General features: G+C 51.7%; 14 protein-coding genes. 9 read left to right on the top strand and 5 right to left on the bottom strand.

Features of this window, described 5'->3' with window-relative positions:
• Positions 1–465: 465 nt before the first annotated feature.
• The 3 genes from BM231_RS02120 (at position 466) to BM231_RS02130 (ending at position 7,224) form a co-directional block, all read left to right on the top strand.
• Positions 466–4,065: a 1,4-beta-glucanase gene (locus BM231_RS02120; RefSeq protein ID WP_093516374.1), complete on the top strand. Its 3,600-nt coding sequence runs from the start codon at positions 466–468 to the stop codon at positions 4,063–4,065.
• Between the two features lie 91 nt (positions 4,066–4,156).
• A complete protein-coding gene (locus BM231_RS02125) occupies positions 4,157–5,911 on the top strand; it encodes a type I secretion system permease/ATPase (protein WP_093516376.1) in 1,755 nt (584 codons plus the stop codon).
• Positions 5,911–7,224 carry an HlyD family type I secretion periplasmic adaptor subunit gene (locus BM231_RS02130; protein ID WP_093516378.1) on the top strand — a complete coding sequence of 438 codons (1,314 nt, stop codon included), beginning with the start codon at positions 5,911–5,913 and terminating at the stop codon, positions 7,222–7,224. Before BM231_RS02125 ends, BM231_RS02130 begins: the two co-directional genes overlap by 1 nt.
• A gap of 99 nt (positions 7,225–7,323) precedes the next feature.
• Here the strand turns inward: BM231_RS02130 and betB are convergent, their stop codons facing one another.
• Genes betB through betI form a run of 3 tightly spaced genes read right to left on the bottom strand, consistent with a single transcriptional unit; the run spans position 7,324 to position 11,123 of the window.
• Positions 7,324–8,787, bottom strand: a complete 1,464-nt coding sequence (gene betB / locus BM231_RS02135) for a betaine-aldehyde dehydrogenase (RefSeq protein ID WP_208860068.1) — start codon at positions 8,785–8,787, stop codon at positions 7,324–7,326.
• A gap of 48 nt (positions 8,788–8,835) precedes the next feature.
• Positions 8,836–10,485, bottom strand: coding sequence for a choline dehydrogenase (gene betA / locus BM231_RS02140; RefSeq protein WP_093516382.1), 1,650 nt, complete (start codon positions 10,483–10,485; stop codon positions 8,836–8,838).
• Between the two features lie 35 nt (positions 10,486–10,520).
• Positions 10,521–11,123, bottom strand: coding sequence for a transcriptional regulator BetI (gene betI / locus BM231_RS02145; protein WP_208859999.1), 603 nt, complete (start codon positions 11,121–11,123; stop codon positions 10,521–10,523).
• A gap of 272 nt (positions 11,124–11,395) precedes the next feature.
• On the opposite strand from betI, the gene BM231_RS02150 reads away from it, so the two are divergent.
• The 5 genes from BM231_RS02150 (at position 11,396) to BM231_RS02170 (ending at position 16,929) form a co-directional block, all read left to right on the top strand.
• The gene (locus tag BM231_RS02150; RefSeq protein WP_093516386.1) at positions 11,396–12,352 is read left to right on the top strand and encodes a choline ABC transporter substrate-binding protein; all 957 of its coding nucleotides are present in this window, start codon (positions 11,396–11,398) and stop codon (positions 12,350–12,352) included.
• 206 nt (positions 12,353–12,558) lie between these two features.
• On the top strand, positions 12,559–13,407 hold the full coding sequence (gene choW / locus BM231_RS02155) for a choline ABC transporter permease subunit (RefSeq protein ID WP_063300353.1): 849 nt from the start codon (positions 12,559–12,561) through the stop codon (positions 13,405–13,407).
• Positions 13,404–14,447, top strand: coding sequence for a choline ABC transporter ATP-binding protein (gene choV / locus BM231_RS02160; RefSeq protein WP_093516388.1), 1,044 nt, complete (start codon positions 13,404–13,406; stop codon positions 14,445–14,447). Before choW ends, choV begins: the two co-directional genes overlap by 4 nt.
• Positions 14,448–14,647: 200 nt before the next feature.
• On the top strand, positions 14,648–15,808 hold the full coding sequence (locus tag BM231_RS02165; RefSeq protein WP_093516390.1) for a DUF898 family protein: 1,161 nt from the start codon (positions 14,648–14,650) through the stop codon (positions 15,806–15,808).
• 2 nt (positions 15,809–15,810) lie between these two features.
• Positions 15,811–16,929, top strand: a complete 1,119-nt coding sequence (locus BM231_RS02170) for a M48 family metallopeptidase (RefSeq protein WP_093516392.1) — start codon at positions 15,811–15,813, stop codon at positions 16,927–16,929.
• A 42-nt stretch (positions 16,930–16,971) separates the two neighbouring features.
• Here BM231_RS02170 and BM231_RS02175 read toward each other — a convergent pair whose 3' ends face one another.
• Together BM231_RS02175 and BM231_RS02180 are read right to left on the bottom strand one after the other, a co-directional pair.
• Positions 16,972–17,934, bottom strand: coding sequence for a M14 family metallopeptidase (locus BM231_RS02175; RefSeq protein ID WP_093516394.1), 963 nt, complete (start codon positions 17,932–17,934; stop codon positions 16,972–16,974).
• A gap of 47 nt (positions 17,935–17,981) precedes the next feature.
• Positions 17,982–18,908, bottom strand: coding sequence for a LysR family transcriptional regulator (locus BM231_RS02180; RefSeq protein ID WP_063300348.1), 927 nt, complete (start codon positions 18,906–18,908; stop codon positions 17,982–17,984).
• Between the two features lie 197 nt (positions 18,909–19,105).
• Here BM231_RS02180 and BM231_RS02185 point away from each other — a divergent pair, with 197 nt between their 5' ends.
• Positions 19,106–20,689: an ABC transporter substrate-binding protein gene (locus BM231_RS02185; protein WP_093516396.1), complete on the top strand. Its 1,584-nt coding sequence runs from the start codon at positions 19,106–19,108 to the stop codon at positions 20,687–20,689.
• Positions 20,690–20,783: the final 94 nt, after the last annotated feature.

Raw genomic sequence — 20,783 nt, forward strand, 5'->3', positions numbered from 1 at the left:
CAAGAATGTGTAGGTACATATCCTAAAGTAATACGAGCCAAATAAGGCAAATAAGGCAGCTTAAACGCCAATAAAATACCAAAGGTCTTTCTAAATCTATAGAATCGTTAAGCTGCGGAAATACTGAGAGAAAACAGAATCTTCAGATTCTAAAAACGGTATTCTGTGATGTAAAACATTGATTCGCAGAGATTTTTTTAAATTCGTCTGTAATAAATACTCCATTTTTCTTTCGAAATTTGGCCCCAATTTCCAGAAAAATCAGCCCCGTCGAACGCGGAAGCGATCAGATGCACTGCAAACAATGCGCTGTTGGAAACGCAAAGAACAAAATTGCAGTCAGATCGCATCAGCGTTCGTTTTTAACGAGAGCGGCTCGGTGAGCCTTCCGGACCTTAGCAATTCGGCTTGCTCCATTAATTTCGGAGTTGTCTGGAACCTCTCAATAAAAACTGAGGGAATACAATGGACTATCGTGGCACATATGACGAATTCCGTGACGCATTGCGGGCTTTCGAATCCGGTTGGGATCGCGAAAGATACAACGACGGCAGAATTCAGGATTGGCAGCTCAACGAATGGGCAGGCGGTCCGGTGCAAGACTTCTTTCCAGAGTATGACAGTTGGGGGGATCTGAACGACGACCAATGGAGTGCGATGTCTTATCGCTCCACCAACTCACTTGGGTTCGTCGGCTACCAGTTTGGTGAAGCCCTGCTTATCGATCTGGGTTATTATGATGATGATGTCTTCTACGGCAACGGCGCAGCCACCAACACTTGGGATGGCACCTGGACCGGTAAGAATGGCGTCGATTCTCTAGAAGAATTCATGACTCCTGAAGCTCAGGAAGTCGCTATCCAGGAAGCGTTTGGCTTCAACCTCCAGATTATTGAAAATGGATTGTCCAACAGTGGTCAGTCATTGGATGACTTCATTGGACAGGAATTTACCTACGAGCAGAACGGTCAGGATGTCAGCGTAACCCTCACACTGACGGGTATCTTGGCTGCAGCCCACTTGCGCGGTGCTTACGGTACACTTGCTCTCCTACAGGGCGGCAATGTCTCTCAGGATGAGTACGGTACTTCTATTCTGCAGTATGTTGAGCAGTTCGGCGGCTTTGAAAGCCCAACTGTTGATGAAGCAATCGACTACTTCCAGGATCGTCTGACTGGAGAAGAAGGCCTGAATGGTCCTCTGCCAGGCGTTGGTGTTCCAAAAGAAGATGCCGATGTGGTTGTTACATGGTCCTATGGTGAACAGGAAGTCGTTAGCGATTTTGACACTGAAGACGGTGTGATCTTCGTTGACTGGATCAGTGCTGACCAGCTTGAAGTGACTGAGACACCAGACGGTGTGCTCTTCTCCATTCCATCCAATGGTGGGCAGACGCTACTCCTGGCCGGAGTTGCCCTTGCTGACCTGACATTGGCTAACTTCTCCATTCAGGATGCGTCAGCAGCTGAGTTGATCAGAGACCTTGTTGGCGGAAACACTCAGCCAGAAGAACCAACCGATCCTGTTGATCCGGTAGACCCTGTGGATCCCGTTGACCCGGTAGACCCTGTAGATCCGGGTGACGGTGACGATGGTCACGGTCACCCAGGCGATGGTGATGACGGTCATGGTCACCCAGGTGATGGCGATGATGGGCATGGCGGCCATACTGGCGACATGTATATGCTCGGTCTGGACAGTGAGTCTCAGGTCATCGCAGACTTCGATCCATCCTCTGACATGATCCATATTCTGGAAGGTGTGACTGGCGAACAGTTCGAAATCTTCGAAGAAAGCGGTGATGCACTCGGACAAACAGTCCGCATCGTGATCACTGATCAGTTCGGTAACATCATGTCCACCACCATCTTCCAGGGTGTGACACTCTCCGATCTGTCTCTGGCAAACTTCTCTGTCGCAGAACAGTCTGCATTCAACGAAGTCGTCTCTGCCATTGGTGAGACCGTTGAAGTGCCGGACCCAAGCCAGGGCGGTGGATACGAGCTTGTTTACGACAATGACGGTTCAAACCCACCAACAGTCACCGGCACGACCGATGAAGGTGGTTCCAAGTTCCGCGCTGACGTAAACGCAGACGATATTGTTGGCTTTGACCCTGATCGGGATGAGCTGGACTTCGGCGGAACTTCTGTGCACGGTCTCATCGTGACAAAGTCACCTGCCGGTGAAATTGTTCTCGACAGCCCATGGAGCTCTTCTGCACAGATCGTGCAGGGCGTCACCTACCAGGATGTCGATATCTCAGACTTCGGAGTGGTCGGTAATGAACACCTCCGTCAAGATCTTGGTGGCGTGGTCTCTTGGGAACAAGGCGTGGGCCCTCGCGAAGACGACACAGTCTACATCCGGTCCCACGAGTACGGCGTACACGAAGTTATCTCTGACTTTGACCCATCATCCATGAAGATCAGCTTCCTGTACTACGGTACACGTGAGCGTCTGAGCGTTGAAGAAACCGACGACGGCCTGCTGATCTCTACTCTGCCAAGTGGTCAGAGCTTCCTGTTTGAAGGCATCTCCCTTGATGATCTGGTTCCAGGTCAGCTGGAGTTCCACTTCGATCAGGTCATGGAAGATAACCTTGAAGTGCCATTCGGCTTTGATCAGGATGACGTGACCCTCGTCAGCCGTGAAGGCCTGCTGACTCCGGAAGCGCCCGCTGGCGACACCACGGACGGTCACCAGACCAGACCGGGTGACTTCGGTCCAACCGATCCGGTTGATCCAGTCGACCCAACTGATCCAGATCCGGACCCAGTTGATCCAGTCGATCCGGTTGACCCAGTTGATCCGGGTACAGGCACTCCAGGTCAGGTTCCTGGTGATGGTGTGGTCGTGTTCACATGGGCTTGGGGTGAAAACAGCGTTATCACCGACTTCAACCCAGCGGAACACAAGATCAGTATTGGTTGGATCAGTTCAGATCAGATCAGCTTCACAGAATCTGAAGACGGTCTCGTGATCTCCCTACCATCAAATGGTGGACAGACCCTCCTGCTGGAAGGTGTGTTCCTTGAAGATCTGAATGCAGATAACTTCGACATTAAAGATCCTTCTACATTGCAGGAAATCCTTGATCTGCTCAGCGGTGAAGGTACACAACCTCCTGTCGACCCAACTCCGGATCCAGATCCAACTCCGGACCCAGACCCAACCCCAGATCCTGACCCGGTCGATCCTGTAGATCCAGTGGATCCGGTTGACCCAGTTGATCCGGGTGATGGTTCACCTCGTGAGTTCACACTGGATTGGCAGTGGGGCAAGCAGGAAGAAGTCGCAAACTTCAATCCGGAACAGGATACCGTGAACATCGGTTGGATTGGCGGCGGCCAGTTCGAAGTGGAACAGACCGACAATGGTGTGTTGTTCACTCTGCCGGGTAACGGTGGCCGGTCACTTCTGCTGGTTGGCATTGTCGTAGCCGATCTGACAGCAAACAGCATCATCGCAAATGATGCAGCTGCTCAGGCTAAGATTGATGACTTCCTGTCAAATGCAGAAAATCTGGCAGATGTGGGAACACAGTCCGAAGCGGAAAGTGTAGATTCAACCTACATTCCAGAGGCTCCTGAAGCATCAACCACTGCACAGGAAGCAGCTGCTTCCAATGACAGAGATGATGATGCAGTTGCCGCTTCTGCTGCTCAGGAAGCTGAACAGGAAACCGGCCCACGTGAGGCTCAGAATGCTCCTGAACCAGCTCTTGCAGCTGCGGCCAATGGCAATGGAGCAATCGGAGGCGATACCGTCGAGATCAATTGGGATTGGGCATCAGAAGAAGTCATCACAAACTTCGACCCTGCTACCGACACCATTGATTTTGGTAACCTGAATGCATCACAGGTTCAGATCACGGAAGAGAACAACAGTGTTGTGATCGAGGTTCTGGACAACGGTGGCCACACCTACACCTTGAACGGCATCAGCGTAGAAGACCTCTCTGCGGAGAACTTCGAAGCTGACGACTTCAACACCATCGTAACTGAAGAAGGCGGTGTTGTAGATCAGATGCACTCGATTAATCAGGACGATAACTTGATCTGATCAATGAGCTAACGAAAAGAACTGCTCCCTCCCGGTCAATACCGGGAGGGGGTTTCTTGCTTTAATTCCCGAAGCAATTGAGAGAAAGCTTATGCCCGGCAGCCAACGACAGAAAGAATCTGTAATCACCAGTGCATTCAGATCTCTAAGGTCTGCACTGGTTGGAATTGGTGGCGTCAGCATGCTGTTGAATATTTTGATGCTGACAGGACCACTCTTTATGCTGCAGGTCTATGACCGTGTGCTGGCGAGTGGCTCGGTCCCAACACTTGTCGTTCTGGCAACCCTTGTTGGTGTCCTTTTCCTTTTCTATGGTATTCTGGAAACACTCCGCAGTCGTGTTTTGTCCCGTCTTGGGCAACGTGTAGATGCCCAGCTCTCTGGTGTTTCCTACGAAATCTCAACAAGCCTACCGCTTATTCTCGGCCCCAAAGGTGCAAAGATGCGACCGGTTCAGGATCTGGATCAGGTGCGCAGTTTCCTTTCAGGCCCTGGCCCAGCTGCCATCTTCGACTTGCCGTGGATGCCACTTTATTTCGGTATCGTGTACCTCTTCCATCCTTATCTTGGCATGATGGCAATCGGTGGTGCACTGGTCATTTGTGCGCTCGTTGGAGTGAATGAACTTACCTCCCGCAGACCTTCGAGTGAGGCTGCAGTCGAAACAAACCGTCGCTCCGCCATCGTTGAAGCCAGTCGTTCCAATGCTGAAGTCATTCAGGCAATGGGCATGATGGAGACGATGAAGAACAGATGGCACAAGGGCAACGATGCGTATTTAGTCAAGCAACGTAAAGCAGGTGACAGAGCAGCCTTCTTTGCAACGGCTGTCAAAACCTTCCGGTTTGTCTTGCAATCGGCCATGCTTGGCATGGGTGCATGGCTGGTTATCCAGCAAGAAGTAACCTCAGGTGTGATGATTGCGTCTTCAATCATGTCCTCCCGTGCTCTGGCCCCTGTTGAGCAGGCAGTATCCCAATGGAAGGGCTTCTTGGCAGCACGACAAGGCCTTGCACGTTTGCGCAAGGTGATTGAAAACAAAGATGACACCAGTCAAGTGATGGAACTGCCCCTTCCGCATCAAAAAATTGATCTGGATGGAGTAGCTTGTGGGCCGGTTGGCATCCGTAAACCAATCGTGCAAGGCATCTCGTTCAGCCTCGCAGCAGGTGAGGGCCTCGGTGTGATTGGCAAGTCCGGTTCGGGCAAATCCACCCTGTCCCGTTCGATTGTCGGCATCACCAATGCGTTGAACGGATCAATCCGGTTTGATGGGTCTGAGCTCGATCAATGGACTTCAGAACGTATCGGTGAGTTTGTTGGCTTCTTGCCTCAGGACATTCAGTTGTTTGATGGCACGGTTGCGGAAAACATTTCCCGCTTCAAGGAAGACGTAAATCCTGATGACGTCATCGAGGCATCAAAAATAGCCAGCGTTCATGATTTTATCACGGGCCTGCCAGATGGTTACAATACCATTATCGGCAGTGGCGGCTATGCTCTATCCGGTGGTCAGCGCCAGCGGATCGCCCTCGCCCGTGCCATGTACGGTGAGCCTTTCCTCATCGTCCTGGATGAGCCTAATTCTAACCTAGACTCCGAAGGCGAGGCCTGCCTGACCCATGCAATTAAGTTGATGCGAGGCAGAGGCAAGATCGTCATCGTGATTGCCCACCGCCCAAGTGCGATTGCGGCAGTTGATAAGGTGCTGGTGCTCAATGATGGCCGACAAGCCGCCTTTGGTCCGCGCGATGAAGTTATGAAGCAACTCGTGACCCCCGTTCAAACCCAACAGGTTCCGCAAAAAGCAGCAATTAAAGCTCCGGACAAACGAGGAGCAGCATAATGTATAACCATTCTGAAAGTGACAAGCAGATCAAGGGCAGCATCAGGTTCCATCTGATCTGCGCTGGTCTTCTGGTTGTTATCCTCGTTGGAGGCGTGGGCCTTTGGGGCGGCCTAATGGAAATCCGAGGTGCAATCATCGCACCTGGCACCATTGTTGTTGAGACCAACACCAAGAACGTCCAGCACATGGAAGGCGGCATCGTCCGCTCCATCATGGTGACGGATGGGGATTCTGTTGATGCTGGAGAAACCCTGCTCCGTCTTGATGATACGGTGACCCGTGCCAATCTGGCGGTGGTGACCAAGCAGCTCGACAATCTGTATTCTCAGGAAGCCCGCTTGATTGCGGAGCGTGACGGAGAAGAAGAAATTCTCTTCCCAACACGAGCCGCAGACGATGCACACTCTCAGGTCCTGAACACCATTCAGGAAGGGCAACGCCGGATGATGGTCGCAAAGACCAAAAACCTGCGTGGCCGACAGGATCAGATGCGTGCTCAGATTCAGCAGTATAAAAAGCAGATTGATGGGCTGTCTCAGCAAAGAGATGCCAAAGAAATCGAAATCAGCTTGATCGACGGAGAACTGGAAGATCTCAATAAGCTGCTTGCAAAGAAGCTGGTCACTGAGTCCCGTGTCACAGCCCTCAAGCGCGAGAAAACCAAGCTTCAGGGTGAGTATGGCGACTTCATAGCCCAGATTGCCAAAACAGAAGAAGCCATCGCAGAACGCAATATCCAGATTATGCAGATCGAAGAAGACGTTCTGACAAAGACGCTGGAACAACTTCAACAGGTCCGGGCCGAAATCGCCCAGCTTGAAGAAAAGAAGATCGCTGCTCAGGATCAGCTGATGCGTATGGAAATCAAGTCACCTCAATCTGGCACAATACACGACCTGACCATTCACACCATCGGCGGTGTTATCGCGCCCGGTGAAATTGTAATGCAGGTTGTGCCACGCGAGGATGTGCTGGTGATTGAAGCTCAGGTGCAGCCGATCGATGTGGATCAGCTGACCCCCAATCAGGAAGCAACGATCCGTCTGCCAAGCTTTGACCAACGCACAACGCCAGAGCTGACAGCAGCGGTGAAGACGATTTCTCCTGACCTTTTGGAAGATCCCAAAACCGGCCTGAGCTTCTACATGGCTGAGCTGACGATCTCTGAGGATGAGCTTGATAAACTGGGTGGCAAGAATCTTGTACCAGGCATGCCGGTCGAGGCGTTCATTCAGACAGGAAACCGCACAGTGATCTCTTACATCATGAAGCCAATGGTGGATCAGATCGCCCACGCAATGCGAGAATAGGGGCACCTTGTATCGCCGAAAACTGGAAATTGGTTTTCGGATAGAGATACGCGAATAAAAGCCCCTACTCTGCTCATTCAAAAAGATGCTTGAGGCAGCTTACCAGCCAGCCTCAACATCACCCATCTCTACATAGATGCTCTTGACCTGAGAGTACTGATCCAGCGCCCACTGACCATTCTCACGACCAATGCCGGAGTTCTTGAAGCCGCCAAATGGCATCTCGACCGGGGTCAGGTTGTAGTTGTTGATCCAGCAAGTGCCAGCTTCCAACTGATCAATCACACGATAAGCACGCTGAATGTCCTTGGTGAACACTGCAGCAGCCAAACCAAACTCGGTGTTATTGGCGCGGCGGATCACGTCAGCTTCATCATCAAAGTCCAGCACACACATCACAGGACCAAAGATCTCTTCGCAAGCAATGCGCATGTCGTCTTTGACTTCAGTGAAGATGGTTGGCTCAACAAACAGTCCACGACCAAGGCCAGCCACCTGCGGACGACCGCCACCAGCATAAAGAACAGCACCCTCGCTCTGGCCAATCGCGATGTAGTCCATCACTTTTTCGAGCTGAGCTTTAGAAACAAGCGGTCCAAGCTGCGTGTCTTCATTCAGCGGGTCACCAATAAAGATCTTTTCAGTCCGCTCTTTCAGACGCTTCAGGAACTCGTCCTTGATGGAAGAGTGCACGAACACGCGTGTGCCGTTAGAGCAAATCTGACCGGTGGAATAGAAGTTAGCATTCATCGCCGCAGCAACAGCATTGTCGATGTCACTGTCTTCAAAGATCACAATCGGAGATTTGCCGCCCAACTCAAGGCTCATGTGCTTCAGCTGAGAAGCTGCTTTTTCAGCAACCTTCATACCGGTTGGCACGGAACCCGTCAGGGAAACCTTCGCAATTTCAGGATGGGAAACCAGAGAAGCAGCCGCTTCACGGTTTGCCTGCACCACGTTGAATACACCATCCGGCAAGCCAGCTTCACGGAAGATCTCAGCAAGCTTCAGCGCAGACAGGCAAGTCACTTCAGATGGTTTGAAGATCATCGCATTACCAGCAGCCAGAGCCGGAGCAGCTTTCCATGCCGCAATCTGGATTGGGTAGTTCCAAGCGCCAATGCCAAGGCAAATACCCAGTGGCTCGCGCTTGGTCATGGCGTAAGAGCCACCCAGATCGATGTGCTCACCGTTAGACGTTGCAGCAACGCTTGCGAAGTATTCCAGCGCTTCAGCACCAGAAGCAGCGTCAGCTACCAAAGTTTCCTGCAGCGGCTTACCGGTATCAAGCGTTTCCAACTCGGAAAGCTCACGGTTACGCTCACGCATCAGGTCAGCAGCCTTACGCAGAACGCGGGAGCGCTCAGCAGGTGCCATGGAACGCCAGATCGCAAAGCCCGTCCGTGCGGATGCAACAGCTTTGGTGATGATCGCCGGTGTCGCGGAATGAACCCGTGCAATCACCTCCTGCGTCGCAGGATAAAGGCTCAGGATCTCCTCACCCATCGTATCTTCAACGTAAGTGCCGCCGATGAAGTGAGATCCACTAGGCTGCGCACGCAGGGATGCATTTGTCAGAGTATCTGTTTTCGTCATTTCTTAATCCAACACTTACCGTTGTTCGTTCTGCCAGTTAGGGTGTACCCACGCCTGCTTATCACTGGCAGGAAGCATACCTTTTCCGAGAATATGGTCTGCAGCCTTCTCACCAACCATGATGGAAGGTGCATTGAGGTTTCCGTTTGTAATCTGCGGGAAGATGGAGCTATCCGCAACACGCAAACCGTCAACACCAATCACACGGCATTCGCTGTCAACCACAGCAGTTTCATCATTCGAATCACCCATCTTACAGGTGCCACATGGGTGGAACGCGCTCTCAACGTGTTCTTTGATGAAAGCATTCAATTGATCGTCGCTTTCAACGTCTTTGCCTGGTTGAATTTCCTTACCGCGGAATGGATCAAACGCCTGCTGAGCGAAAAGCTCACGTGTCAGGCGAATGCACTGGCGGAAATCTTCCCAATCGTCTTCATGGCTCATGTAGTTGAACAGCACATTCGGCTTGTCCATCGGGTCTGCAGATTGCAGCGTCACCGCACCGCGAGACTTGGAGCGCATCGGGCCAACATGAACCTGATAACCGTGGCCTTCAGCTGCCGCCTGCCCGTCATAACGAACCGCAAACGGCAGGAAGTGGAACTGAATGTCTGGGTACATCACGCCTGCTTTGGAGCGAATAAAGCCGCAGGTCTCAAAGTGGTTTGTGGTGCCTAGGCCAGATTTTGCCAGCTGCCACTGAGCTCCAATCACGCCTTTGGAAATCAGATTCCAGTGCTTGTAGAGCGTAATTGGCTGAGTACAGGCCTGCTGAATATAGAGCTCCAGATGATCCTGAAGGTTCGCGCCAACGCCCTTGCGATCTGCAATCACATCAATGCCCAGAGCAGACAGAGCCGCCGCATCACCGATGCCGGAATGCATCAGCAGCTTTGGTGAGTTGATGGAAGACGCAGAAACGACAACTTCACGGGAGCATTTGACCTGATGCACCTGCCCGCCGCGCATATACTCAACGCCAACAGCACGTTTGCCTTCCGTAAGAATGCGATTGACGTGTGCGCCGGAGATGATCTCCAGATTTTCACGGCCTTTGATTGGCCAGAGATAAGCGTTGGAAGCGGACCAGCGACGGCCATTGTGAACCGTCATCTCCATATCGCCAAAGCCTTCCTGACGATAACCGTTGTAGTCGTCAGTTTTGGCGTAACCGGCCTCTTCACCAGCCTGTACAAAGGCATCGTAAAGCGGGCTCCAGCGTGTACCGCGAGAGACGTAGAGTGGGCCGGATTTCCCGCGCCAGTCTCCGTCTACTTCAGTATTCTCAAGGCGCTGGAAGTAAGGCAGAACGTCTTGGTAGCCCCAGCCTTTCGCACCCATTTCCTCCCAGCTGTCAAAGTCGCAGGCATTACCACGCACGTAGACCATGCCGTTGATGGAGGAAGAGCCGCCAATCACCTTACCGCGTGGCAAAGCAAGCTTGCGCCCGTCCAGATGCGGCTCAGGTGCGCTCTCATAACCCCAGTCATAACGGGACATGTTCATGGGATAGGACAAGGCAGCAGGCATCTGGATAAACGGACCAATATCCGAACCACCAAACTCCAGCAAAACCACCTTGTTTTGGGGATTTTCAGAAAGACGGTTTGCCAGGGCGCAACCGGCAGAGCCGGCGCCTACAATAATGAAATCTGCAGTCATTGTATTCTCTTGGGCTTGAAGCCGTATTCCAGTTATTATTGTGCGGTTTCTGTCGTTTCAAAGCTGTCGAAACACTTCTTCACGTAGTCCTGAACCAGCATTGTTGCCGGTGATCCGTCAGGTCGGTTTGTCGTCAGCACGCATTGCAGCCACAACCCGTCAATCATCGCTGCAGTGCCTTCCGCAGCTGTGATTGCTGTCTCACGGTCCGTGACGCGATGGTACTCCGCAGTCAGGTTCGAAATCAGCCGTCGATGATAGATCTGAAGCAACCGGCGTGTTCCGGGTTCAGTCCGTGCCACCACATAAAACGCAAACCACGCCGAGATAACGGAGGGCTGAAACTGCTCATCGCTGAAGTTGGTATGGATGATCGCATCGATCCGCTCCATAGGGGTTTTCGTCTTCAGCAAGCGTTTGCGGGATTGCTTGCTCAAGTCCGTCAGCAAAAAGCTCATGGTCGCGTTGAAGACAGCTGCCTTCGAGCCAAAGTAGTGATGTGGCAGGCCCGTCGAAACGCCGGCATTCTTGGCAATATCTGCCATAGTCGTTGCTGCGTACCCCTTTTCATGGATCGCTTTGATCGTCGCCATAATTATCGAGGTTTTGCGTTCCTCTTCCATTCCGACTTTAGGCATTTGCGCCGAACTCACTCCAAGATTATTTTTATTGAACGTTCAATCAATAAAAATAGTTCTTAGAACATTTCGGAGCTTTTGAAAAGTATTGCACTCAGATTTATCGTAATTAATATCTGACGGAGAGGTTGCCTTTAGTCCATCGGGTGTTTATTAGCTTTAGTGAACGAAGGAATTTGAAAATTTAATTATCGCCTAGGTAGTGTTTAGGACATGTTTTCTGCACAATTCTACGGCTCTATTAAATAAATATCGAAATTGGGGAGATTTACATGAGTGTTGCTAGTGGCCTGATAAAGAAACTTTCTACTTCTGCTTCAGTACTATTACTAATCACTGGGTCAGCTCTCGCCGCAGAAGCGGAAGCCTGTAAAACCGTACGCTTCTCCGACGTGGGCTGGACAGACATCACCGCAACCACCGCCACAGCGACTTCTGTGCTGGATGCGCTTGGTTACGAAACAGACGTAAAAGTACTTTCCGTTCCAGTCACTTATGCGTCTCTCGCCAACAATGATATTGATGTATTCCTTGGCAACTGGATGCCAACAATGGAAGCTGATATCGCGAAATATCGTGAAGCTGGCACCGTTGATACTGTTCAAACCAACCTGACTGGCGCCAAGTATACTTTGGCTGTTCCTAAGTATACCTATGACAAGGGTTTGAAGGACTTTGCGGACATCGCAAAATTCTCTGGAGACCTTGATGGCGAGATCTACGGCATTGAAGCAGGTAACGACGGTAACCGTCTGATCCTTGATATGATCGAGAAAAACGCGTTCGGTCTCAACAAAATCGACCTCGTCGAATCATCCGAAGCTGGCATGCTGTCCCAGGTCGCGCGTAAAACCCGCAAGAAACAGGACATCGTCTTCCTCGGTTGGGCTCCGCACCCAATGAATTCCAATTTTGAGCTGGAGTACCTCACCGGTGGTGACGAGTTCTTCGGTCCAAACTTCGGTGGCGCTGACGTTCTGACCAACACCCGCGCAGGTTACTCTGCTGAGTGTGCGAACATGGGCAAATTCCTTCAGAACCTCACCTTCTCCCTGCAGATGGAGAACGAGATCATGAACGGCATCCTGAACGATGGTGAAGAGCCAACAGACGCAGCAACAGCATGGATCAAGAAGAACCCTGAGGTTCTTGATAAATGGCTGGCTGGCGTAACGACTTTTGACGGTAAAGACGGCCTTGCTGCTGCAAAGGCTGCATTCGGCCTCTAAGGGTCATTACCGAGCATGAATTGAGAGGCGGATGCGATACACTCGCAGTCCGCCTCTTAGCGCATTATTCCAGAACACTCCGACAGCTGGAATAACCATTGCGCACGGGGGCAAGCTGCTTGTCGGTACCAATAATTTTGTATCCTGCCCTACAAATGAAATGACGTTAACGCGTTGACACACAATAACAAAATCTGAGGTTTCCCGTGGAGTGGCTAACAGAGCACAAACTACCCATCGGCAAATGGGCCAAGTGGGGAGTTGACTGGCTCACCGACAATGCAAGTGGCTTTTTCGATGCGATTTCCGTTGCAATCGAATGGCTCATCGACAGTGTACTATGGGTTCTACAAGCCCCTCACCCGCTCGGCATTGTGGTCATTGCCACAGCTTTGGCCTTTGTGGTCAGAAGATCCTTCGTCTTTTCAGCATTCGTTGCGGTGAGCCTGCTGCTCATCATCAACCAGGGCTATTGGGATGAAACCACAGAAACGCTGGCGCTGATCCTCAGCTCCACCTTCATCTGTATGTTGATTGGTATTCCGGTCGGCGTTTACTCAGCACATCACCCTAAGTTCTTCTCATGGGTACGCCCTGTGCTGGACTTGATGCAGACAATTCCTACGTTTGTTTATCTGATCCCTGCGTTGATCCTTTTTGGTCTTGGCGTAGTTCCGGGCCTGATCTCAACAGTCGTTTTCGCTCTGCCCGCTTCAATCCGCCTGACACAGATTGGTGTTGCCTCGACGCCGCTGCACCTGCTCGAAGCTGGTGAAGCCTTTGGCGCCACTTACTGGCAGAAGCTCTTTAAAATTGAGCTGCCATACGCCCTGCCAAACATCATGGCTGGCTTGACGCAAACCATCATGTTGTCACTGTCCATGGTTGTGATCGCTGCCCTTGTTGGCGCGGACGGCCTTGGTGTTCCAACACTTCGTGCGTTGAACACAGTGAACATCGCAAAAGGATTTGAGGTTGGTATTGCAATCGTGCTGATTGCTATTGTGCTTGACCGTTTCTTCAAGAGCTCAGAAGAAAAGGGCAGCAAAAAATGACCAATCCTGTTGTTTCCTTCAAAAACCTGTCCATCGTCTTTGGTGATCAGCCCGATGCTGCCCTGCCCCTGATTGATGCAGGCAAAGACCGCGCTGAGATTCAGGAGCAAACCGGCCAGCTGGTTGGTGTTGCCAATGCGACCTTCGACATCCAGCAAGGCGAGCTTCTCGTTCTCATGGGCCTGTCCGGCTCGGGCAAATCCACCCTGCTCCGCGCCATCAATGGCCTTAACAAGGTCTGCCGTGGTGAAGTGCTCGTTGCTGACGACGGTGAACAAGTAAACCCAACCACCTGCTCTACCGCACGCCTGCGCAAACTGCGCCGCGAACGTGTTGCCATGGTGTTCCAGCAGTTCGGCTTGCTGCCTTGGCGTACAGTCCGAGACAACGTTGGCTTCGGTTTGGAACTCTCCGGTATTCCTAAGATCCAGCGTCTGGAACGTGTCGAAGAGCAGCTGGAACTTGTCGGTCTTGGCGGCTGGGGTGATAAATACGTGCATGAGCTTTCTGGCGGTATGCAGCAGCGTGTTGGTCTGGCGCGTGCATTCGCAACAGACGCGCCAATCCTGCTGATGGATGAGCCGTTCTCTGCACTCGATCCTCTCATTCGCAGCCGTCTGCAGGATGAGCTGCTGGAACTGCAGGAAAGATTGCACAGAACCATCGTGTTCGTGAGCCATGATCTCGACGAAGCCGCCAAAATCGGCAACCGGATTGCCATCATGGAAGGCGGTCATGTGGTGCAGATCGGTACTCCGCAGGAAATCGTGAAGAAACCAGCGGATGAGTACGTTGAGTCCTTCGTTGCGCACATGAACCCGCTCAATGTTCTGCACGCTGAAGACATCATGACTGACCTCTCGCAGATGAGTGCTGATGTGATCGTGAGCGTTGAAGAGATGCCAAAGTGCACAGCAAAGCAGATGATCCGCGAAGTGATTGAAATGAAACGCCACAGCGCAGGTCCAATCGCGGTTTATCGCGGAGACCGCCCGGTCGGCATCATTCGCGAACAGGAAATCATGGACTGCTTCGTTTAGGACGAAGAACATTCATCGATTCTAAACAGGCGCATCTGCAAAGATGCGCCTGTTTTCGTTAACCTAAGAAATCTTCAGGCATTCGCGGCCTAAGAGTTGCTTTAGAAGAATAGTGCTCACTCAGCTTTCGAGTGTTTGCATATTTTGACGAGTGGAATTACAGAGAAAGACGTTTTTATTTAAAAATTTTGGATCGTGCCATGACTATTGAAGTTGCTCAGGGAAATCCGGGTTCACCAAAGCGGAGTTATATCCTCTTTTCTGGCGGTTCGTTCTTCGGACGTATTATAGCATGGGTCACTCTGACGGTTGCCACGCTGGGTATTTACCGCTTCTGGGCGATGACGGGCCTGCGCAGATCTCTTTGGTCCGCGACCCATCTGGAAGGTGATCATCTTCGCTACCATGGCACGGGCAAAGAGCTTTTCATTGGTTTCCTAATTGCTCTGGCGATCCTGATACCATTCTATGCGCTTGGTTTCGGCCTTCAGTTTATGGGGCCGATTGCAACAATCGTTGGTTTCGGTATCATGTTTGTTGTTGGTTTTCTGCTGACACCCTACGCACTGTTCCGCCGCCGCCGATATCTGTTGACCCGCACGAGCTGGCGCGGGATTCGCTTCCACATGCAAGGCTCTGCATGGCGTTATGTAGGCGCATGGCTTTTCTGGACTATCTTATCAGTCATTACTCTGGGTATCGCTTTACCATGGCGCATGGCCAAGCTGGACAGAATGTTGACTGAAGTCAGTTACTTTGGGAACCAGCGGTTCAGTTATTCAGCAACCGCAAAGGACTATTTTGATGCTCTGATACCTGTTTATGCAATCACACTACTACCCACTGCATTTATCTTGATTGCAGCGGTATATACTCAAGGTAAAGCCCTCGCCTTCCTGCCGCTCGTAATTTTGTTATCTATGCTTCTCTGGCCTCTTGCCATGGCGAGAATCTTTCGCCTTCAAACCAACTCAACTAAGATCGGCGATGTCGGCTTTGAGAGCTATATTGGTGCTTCCAAGTTCTATGGAGCCTACATTATTCATGGCGTGCTCGTCGGCGTGGGTGTCTCAATTGTAGGTGCGATTGGTACTGTGTTAGCGCTAACCGTTGGAGTTCAACTAGAGCCGCAGAATGGCTTTTTCAGCCTGGCTTTCCTGCCAGTTTTTGCCCTTTATTATGGCGTTTTGCTATTCGCGAATATGATGGTTTTGCAAGTTATGCTGTTTGAGTGGAAGATGAGCAGCATGGTGGTCATCAACGCGCACAGCGTAAAGGATGCAATTGCTGCTGGTGATTTGGAAAATGCAGTCGGCATGGGGCTCGCTGATACACTTGATGCAGGATTTGAAGTGATCTGACCATGAAGCTACTGCTTGGAAACGCTGAGTTTTTTGACGGCACTTCTGCCGCTGTACGCAACTGTCAGATCTGGTTTGACTACGATGAGATGATCCTGACAGATCTGGCGAGCGATCAGGAGTATACGCGATGGTCTGCAGCGAAGCTGCTCTGCGACTGGACATCTCCATCTGTTATGGTCGTGGAGGTGAATAAGCCCACCAGCACCGCCTACGTCAAAATCACGGATGTAGAGACTGCAAAATCCGTTGAACGCAAAATTCGTTTGGTAGCAGGGCTTCCTAAGCGTGAAAACACAAAGAAAATTGTGTTCGGCAGCTTGGCATCCATTGCCCTAATCGCAGTCGCTCTGATCTTTTTCCTGCCTGCCTTCTCAAAATACGCGGTTCACAACGTGCCAAAGTCCTGGGAAGCAGAGCTTGGCAAGAACGTTGAAGAAACACTGATCCCGGCTTTGAGTGAAGAGAAGATCTGTAAGGCATCAACGGGTCAGGCCGCTTTGGAGCAAATGGCAAAACGCCTCACAAAAGGCATGGATCTGCCGTTTGATCCGGTGATGACGGTAGTTGAAAGTAAAATACCCAATGCTTTCGCCCTTCCCGGTGGCAGGATCACCATTCTCTCCAAAACGTTGGAAGTGGTTGACAGTCCTGATGAACTGGCCGCCGTTCTGGCGCATGAGCTTGGCCATGTCAAACACCGTCACTCCATGCAGCAGCTCATCAATGTAGCAGGCACAGGTATCGTCTTTTCCATGTTTATCGGAGACTTCACCGGCGGCAGCATCATCGCCAGTGTGGGTGAAGCTATGCTCGACAGTTCTTATTCCAGAGATATGGAGCGCGAAGCTGACTTGTTTGCGGTCCAGATGCTGGAAAATGCAGGCGTAGACCCAACCGGATTGGCCAGCTTCCTCGAGAAAATCTCGAAGGAGCACCACGACGAGAATGCCATCTCACAGGCTTTGGGCTTCCTCTCCAGCCACCCACCGACGAAAGAGCGCGTGGATACGCTGAATGAGATTGCTGATCCGGAAGCACCAAAAAATCCGGTCCTCAACAAGTGGCAGTGGGAAAGCTTGAAAAACATCTGCTCTGAAACAGCAGAGTTGAGCGCATAAGATTAAGTGGCTGGGAACCAAACCCCCAGCCATAAAGCGACATTAATCCAACAACTTGCCCAACCTCACGGCAGTCTTGCCAACCAGCAGGCGACGACTTGGCATAATGAGCACGCAGTTGTCGTGTGGTGTTGTAACTGGCGTGTCCCCATCCATCGCGATCACTGTTCCTTTCTCGGCAATCACCTCCATCCCGAGGTAATCTTCACTGAAACGGAAGCTCTCATTCTGAACCGTAACAGGGGCCACGATTTCTATCGTCTTTTGCGGAACCAGCGGTGGCTGCTCAGCAAGAAATGCCTCGCCAAAATCAGCTGACACGCATTCTGTTGCGCGCAGGAACCGGATAGACGCTGCAATTGCCCGCGGCCCAGCTGCAGCTTCCCAATGTTGTCCGGCTTCCAGCAAAAGAGCGGCCTTTGGACTGGTCGGCTCGCCAAACCCATCATAATCACGCAGTCGTTTACCTTCCGCATGGCCAGAGTCGCAAATAATCCATTCAGGATCAGCCACTTGCTTGGCTAAAGCTCGGCCTTTTTCTTGGTCTCCAGCCAGCATCAGCGGCGCATTTTTGTGCTGCATGCTGTGCAGGTCGAGCAGGTAATCAACGGTTTCAACAACAGGGCGAACCTCGCGCGCGCGCTCAAGTTCACGCGTGACTTCAGGGCCATTCAGCGAACAGTTTTGCCAGACACGATTGAAATCCTGATCCAGATACCGCGAAGCAGTTGGGTCATTCCGATCAAATGAGTTGTAAGCCGCCACGTTCATAAAAGCGAAGCTCAGCTTGCCTTGAACAGGGCGAACTTCCTGCTTGAACAACCAATCCAGAGCAACCGCACCACACGGCTCATTGCCATGCACAAGCGCAGATATCATCACATGAGGGCCAGCAGTGCCGGAATCAAACGTGGTGATCCAGTCCACTCCGGTATTGCCGACTTTATAGGGCAGGATATCAGGGAAATCGATTTCGATAGGGTAAGCTGTACTTTCAATAATCATGGCAATGGTCCTTGAAAAGCAAAGGTCACACCAGCCTCAAAACGCATCTAGGCCGGTGTTGAATATGGGTCCTCAATCTCAAAGGCGCGCGTGAACTCAATGAATTTTCTGGCGATTGGAGTGCTTGGTGTCGTTGCAGGCAATATGAAGGCGTTGAGGTAGGAGATACGCGGCTTAAACGGCAGAAAAACCAGCGTTTCTGGATGGTTTCGCGCCACAGGAAACGGGTTGAGGACGCTAACACCAACACCTGCATGCACCAGCTCACTCACGGAGACGGCGGTAGAAGATTCGGCAACAATATTAGGCCGAATTCCCCGTTCCGCAAACATGCGCTCCAAAATTGCCCGCACGGGAAACCGGCGGGTGAGGGCGACGAAGTCTTGCCCGTCAAAGTCCTCGGGTTCAATAAACGCTTTGCTGGCAAGGGGATGGTCCCGATGCAAAACCGCATGCGCAATGGCAGAGCGCAGCGGTTCCAGGGTCAATCCAGCGTGCTTGGAAAGCCCGTCAGTGATCCCCAGATCGGCATGCCCTTCGGCCACATGATTGCGAACGTCAGAGGATGTTCCAATCTCCAGTTCAACCTTTTGCCCCGGATAAGCCTTGATGAACGCCGCCATCACGCCCAGCAAAAAGCGGTGTGAGATTGTTGGCGGCGCTGCAAGACGCAGCGGCTTGCTGCTGTGCTGAGAAACGAACGTCTCGTTCTCAATCCCCGCCAGCATCTCAAAAACCGGCTCAAGCTTCTCGTTTAGTGCCAAAGCATCAGAGGTTGGCACAAGTCGACCACTTTCCCGATTGAACAGCGTTTTACCAAGGCGTTCCTCAAGGTGCTTAATCGCGCGGCTCACCGCAGGCTGCGAAATACCAAGGCGTGCAGCGGCGGCAGTTGTTTTCCGAACGCTGATGACAGCGCGTAAAACTTCAAACTCTCGAAGGCTGAGACGGGGGCGTGTAGGGGTATCTGACATAGTTCTATGCGTTTTGATTATAAAATTTTGAATGACAATGTTGAAAACACATACTACGGTTTAAGTCAACCGCGAAGCTCTACCAGTGATTTGCCCGTTTTGGCAGAAGCACACTCATATAAAGAAGCAGCGGCATTGTTACTGGGCGAATGAATTTTAATCGCCAGAGGGAACGAAAATTTTGAGGGGGAGCAGCAATGATTAAGCTGCACAAATGGCTTGCTGGAACAGCAAGTGCCATGTTGCTTATGGGCGGAATAGCGTCTGCTGAAGATCTGACGATCGGCTTGTCGTCAGAACCAAGCGCGATTGACCCGCACTACCACAATCTGGGCCCGAACAATATGATCGCCTATCATATGTTCGACCGCCTTATTCACCAAAACGAAAAACAACAGCTGCAGCCTGGCCTCGCAACCAGCTGGAAGCCAATTAATGCCACCACGTGGGAACTGAAACTGCGTGAAGGCGTGGTGTTCCATGATGGCAATCCGTTTAATGCGGATGACGTGGTGTTTTCGTTTGAGCGCGCACCAAATGTGCCAAACTCACCATCTAGTTTTGCCACATACACCAAAGGTAAAACCGTCAAAAAGATTGATGACTACACAGTCCATATCACAACTGAAAAGCCTTATCCGCTTGTTCCTAATGACATCTCAACGGTCAGCATCATCTCTGTAGAAGCTGGAACTGATGCAACAACCGAGATGTACAACTCTGGCAAGGCAACCGTTGGTTCTGGCCCATACAAATATGCTGAGTACGTGCCAGGTGACCGCATCGTTTTGGAAGCGAACCCAGACTATTGGGGCGTGAAGCCGAAGTGGGACAAGGTAACCTTCAAGCCCATCAAATCCGGCCCATCCCGTGTGGCCGCTTTGCTGGCTGGTGATGTTGATCTGATCAATGGCGTCCCAACAACAGACATTGAAGTGCTAAGCAGCAACGACAAAGTCTCCTTGTGGCAGGGGCCATCTAACCGCGTTATCTACCTGCATCTGGATCATGACCGCGATGACAGCCCATTCGTGAAAGCCATGGGTGGCGGCGCGATCAAAAACCCGCTGAAAGACCAGCGTGTTCGTGAGGCGATCTCCAAGGCCATCAGTCGTGATCTGATCGTTGAACGCGTGATGGAAGGCGTAGCCGTCAAAGCAGGCCAACTTCTGCCAGATGGGTTCTTTGGTGTCAGCGAAAACCTGAAGCCGGTCGAATACGACGCAAAGGGCGCGAAAGAGCTGCTGGCAGCTGCTGGTGTTGGTGATGGCTTTGAGTTGCGCATCCACGGCCCCAATGACCGTTACATCAACGATGCCAAGATCGTGGAAGCCATCGCACAGATGCTCAACCGCGTTGGCATCAAAACTGATGTGGAGACCATGCCGCGGTCTGTCTACTTCAAGCGCGCATCTCGTGGTGGACCAAACAACACGCCAGAGTTCTCAATGGTTCTCGTAGGGTGGGGCGCTGGTTCTGGCGAAGCATCGTCGCCACTGCGTTCTCTCATCCATACCTACGACAAGAGCCAGGGCTTCGGCTCTTCCAACCGTGGCCGCTACTCCAATGCTGAAGTAGACGCCATGATTGAAGAAGCTCTGGCAACTGTCGATGATGAAAAGCGTCAGGACTTGCTGGCTAAAGCAACCGAGATCGCGATCAACGATCAGGCGATCATTCCGCTGCACTATCAGGTGAATACTTGGGCAACCCGGAAGGGCCTTGAGTACCTGCCTCGCACGGATGAATACACCCTGTCTTGGGGCGTATCCGCTGAGTAATCGCATGCAAACAAAAGACCGGCATAACGCTTATGCCGGTCTTTTTCTTTTCTAAAGCCAACACTCACCTCAATTATTTCAATGGGTTGGCTTT

Source organism: Pseudovibrio ascidiaceicola (assembly GCF_900114245.1).
GTDB lineage: Bacteria > Pseudomonadota > Alphaproteobacteria > Rhizobiales > Stappiaceae > Pseudovibrio > Pseudovibrio ascidiaceicola.